This is a genomic window from Janibacter sp. CFPM2_SD2 (assembly GCF_057364645.1).
In genome coordinates this window covers 1-2,663 of record NZ_JBNFOF010000286.1, presented here as the reverse complement: position 1 = coordinate 2,663, position 2,663 = coordinate 1, and the positions used below count along the sequence as shown (strand labels likewise).

1 protein-coding gene and 1 pseudogene are annotated in these 2,663 nt (G+C 74.6%); both read left to right on the top strand.

Annotated elements, in window-relative coordinates:
- Nucleotides 1-2,286: transglutaminase family protein (locus tag AC2W7J_RS17375; protein ID WP_485983949.1), on the top strand; the 2,286-nt coding region annotated here is incomplete at its 5' end.
- Nucleotides 2,287-2,471: 185 nt separating this feature from the next.
- Nucleotides 2,472-2,663: pseudogene (locus AC2W7J_RS17370) on the top strand (hypothetical protein); the annotation flags it as partial.

The window sequence follows — 2,663 nt, the reverse complement described above, 5'->3', positions numbered from 1 at the left end:
CTCGCGCTCGGCATTCGCCCGGCGGCTAGGCATCCCGCCCGAGCAGCTCGTCGCCGCCGTCGAGGACCCGCTGCAGCAGGTCGTCACCGAGGCCGCCTGCCCCACGGCGACGGCCCCTCCGGCGGGGACGTCGCCCCCGACAGCGAGGATGCCTCCGACGCCGAGCACCGTGCGGCCGTCGTCGCGAGGGTCGACGAGCAGGTCGACCTCGACACCCCGGCCGCCTGGGTGCTGCCGGTCTTCCCCGCCCCCGACGGCGAGGGCTGGGCGACGACGACGTGGCGCACCCGCCGCGGCTTCCTCGCCCTCGTGCCCGGCGACTCGCCCGCCGGTCTGCGGCTGCCCCTGTCCTCGATCGCCTGGACGGAGGGTCCCGACCAGCCGGAGCGGTCCCCCTTCGACCCGCGCGGAGCGCTGCCCGCCCTCGACCCGACGACGCTGCCGGCCAGCGATGCCGCACCCGCCCGGGTGCTGCCGATCGACGAGTCGCCGCGCACCGCCCTGGCCGTGCAGCACCGCGACGGGCACCTCTTCGTCTTCCTGCCGCCGGTGTCGCACCTCGAGGACGCCCTCGAGCTCGTCGGCGCCGTCGAGGGCGCCGCGGTCGAGACCGGCCACGCGGTCGTCCTCGAGGGCTACCCGCTGCCGGGCGACGACCGGGTCCGCACGATGTCGGTGACGCCCGACCCCGGCGTCATCGAGGTCAACGTCGCGCCGACCGCCTCGTGGGCCGAGCTCGTCGAGCAGACCGAGGGCCTCTACGAGCACGCGCGCCAGATCCACCTGTCGACGGAGAAGTTCGACCTCGACGGCGCGCACACCGGCACCGGCGGTGGCAACCACCTGACGCTCGGCGGGCCGACGGCCGCCGACAGCCCGATGCTGCGTCGACCCGACCTGCTGCGCTCGCTCGTCACCTACTGGCAGCACCACCCGGCCCTGAGCTATCTCTTCTCCGGGCGCTTCATCGGCCCGACCTCGCAGGCGCCGCGCGTCGACGAGGGCCGCGCCGACACGCTCTACGAGCTCGAGATCGCCTTCGCGCAGCTCGACCACGTCATCGCGATGGAGCACGTCGAGGCCGACGTCACCGAGCCGCTCGACGAGACCTTGCGGCCCAAGCGCGACACGCGCCCGTGGCTCGCCGACCGGCTGCTGCGCCACCTGCTCACCGACATCACGGGCAACACGCACCGGTCGGAGTTCTGCATCGACAAGCTCTTCGCGCCCGGCTCCGAGCGCGGGCGGCTCGGGCTGCTCGAGATGCGGGGCTTCGAGATGCCGCCGCACCCGCGGATGGCGCTGCTGCAGGCGCTGCTCGTGCGCGCGCTCGTCGCCCGCTTCTGGGCGGAGCCCTACACGGGGCCGCTCGTGCACTGGGGCACCCGGCTGCACGACCGCTACCTGCTGCCGGCCTTCGTCGCCGCCGACCTGCGCGACGTCCTCGACGACGTCAACCGCTACCTGGAGCGGGCCGGGGCCGGGCGCATCGACCCGGCGTGGTTCGACGCCTTCCTCGAGTTCCGCTTCCCGCGGCTGGGGGACACGACGATCGCCGGCGTCGAGCTCGAGCTGCGCACCGCGATCGAGCCGTGGCACGTCCTCGGCGAGGAGGTCAGCCAGTTCGGCACCGCCCGCTACGTCGACTCCTCGGTCGAAAAGGTCCAGGTCCGCGCCGTCGGCCTCGTCGAGGGCCGGCACGTCGTGACGTGCAACGGCGTGCCCGTGCCCATGGTCCCCGTCGCCGAGCAGGGCTGGGGCGGTCCCGTCGGGGCGAAGGGGAGCTCCGGCGCCTTCGTCGGCGGCGTCCGCTACCGCGCCTGGGCGCCGCCCTCGGCGCTGCACCCGACGATCGGGGTCCACGGTCCGCTCGTCTTCGACCTCGTCGACCGGTGGACCGGCCGCTCCCTCGGCGGGTTCACCTACCACGTGACCCACCCGGGCGGCGTCGCCTACGACACCTTCCCGGTCAACGCCGCGTCCGCGGAGTCGCGCCGGGCGGCGCGCTTCGTCGCGAGTGGTCACACCCCCGGCCCGGTCGACCTGTCGGCACTGCCCGACCCGATGACGGGCTTCGGCCCGGCCGTCACCGACTTCCCCGTGACGCTCGACCTGCGCCGCTTCCCCGGCACGGACCGACAGCCGGGCACCGAGGACGAGTTCGCCACCCCGCCGACCGAGGCGGTCGACCCGGGCATGCCACCGGTCGACGGTGAGCCGGTCGTCGAGATCACGGCGGAGGGCCCGGTGCAGGAGACCGTGGGCGCTCCCGACGACCAGGCCTGAGCACGCGGGGAGCCCGTCGGCAGCCAGCGCCGATCTCCCCTTCGAACTCTGCAAAACCCTAGGGTCCTGCGGAGTGGGCCGGGGGGAACTTCGCAAGACCCTAGGGTTTTGCGAAGTTCCGGGGGCCGGACGGCGTGGGAGCGCTCCCCCTGCCGTCAGCGCGGCGGATTCCCTAGGCTCCGACCATGAGTCCGGTGACCCACGGCGCTGACACCGCGCGCCTGCACGAGATCGCCGCCCAGCTCGGGCGGTGCGCCGACGACGTGCGCGACGTCGGCACCACGGGCAGCCGGCTGCTGACGGTGCTCGGCGACGCCTGGCAGGGCCCCGACGTCGAGCACTTCGCGCACGGCTGGGCCGGCGCCAGCCGGGTCGTC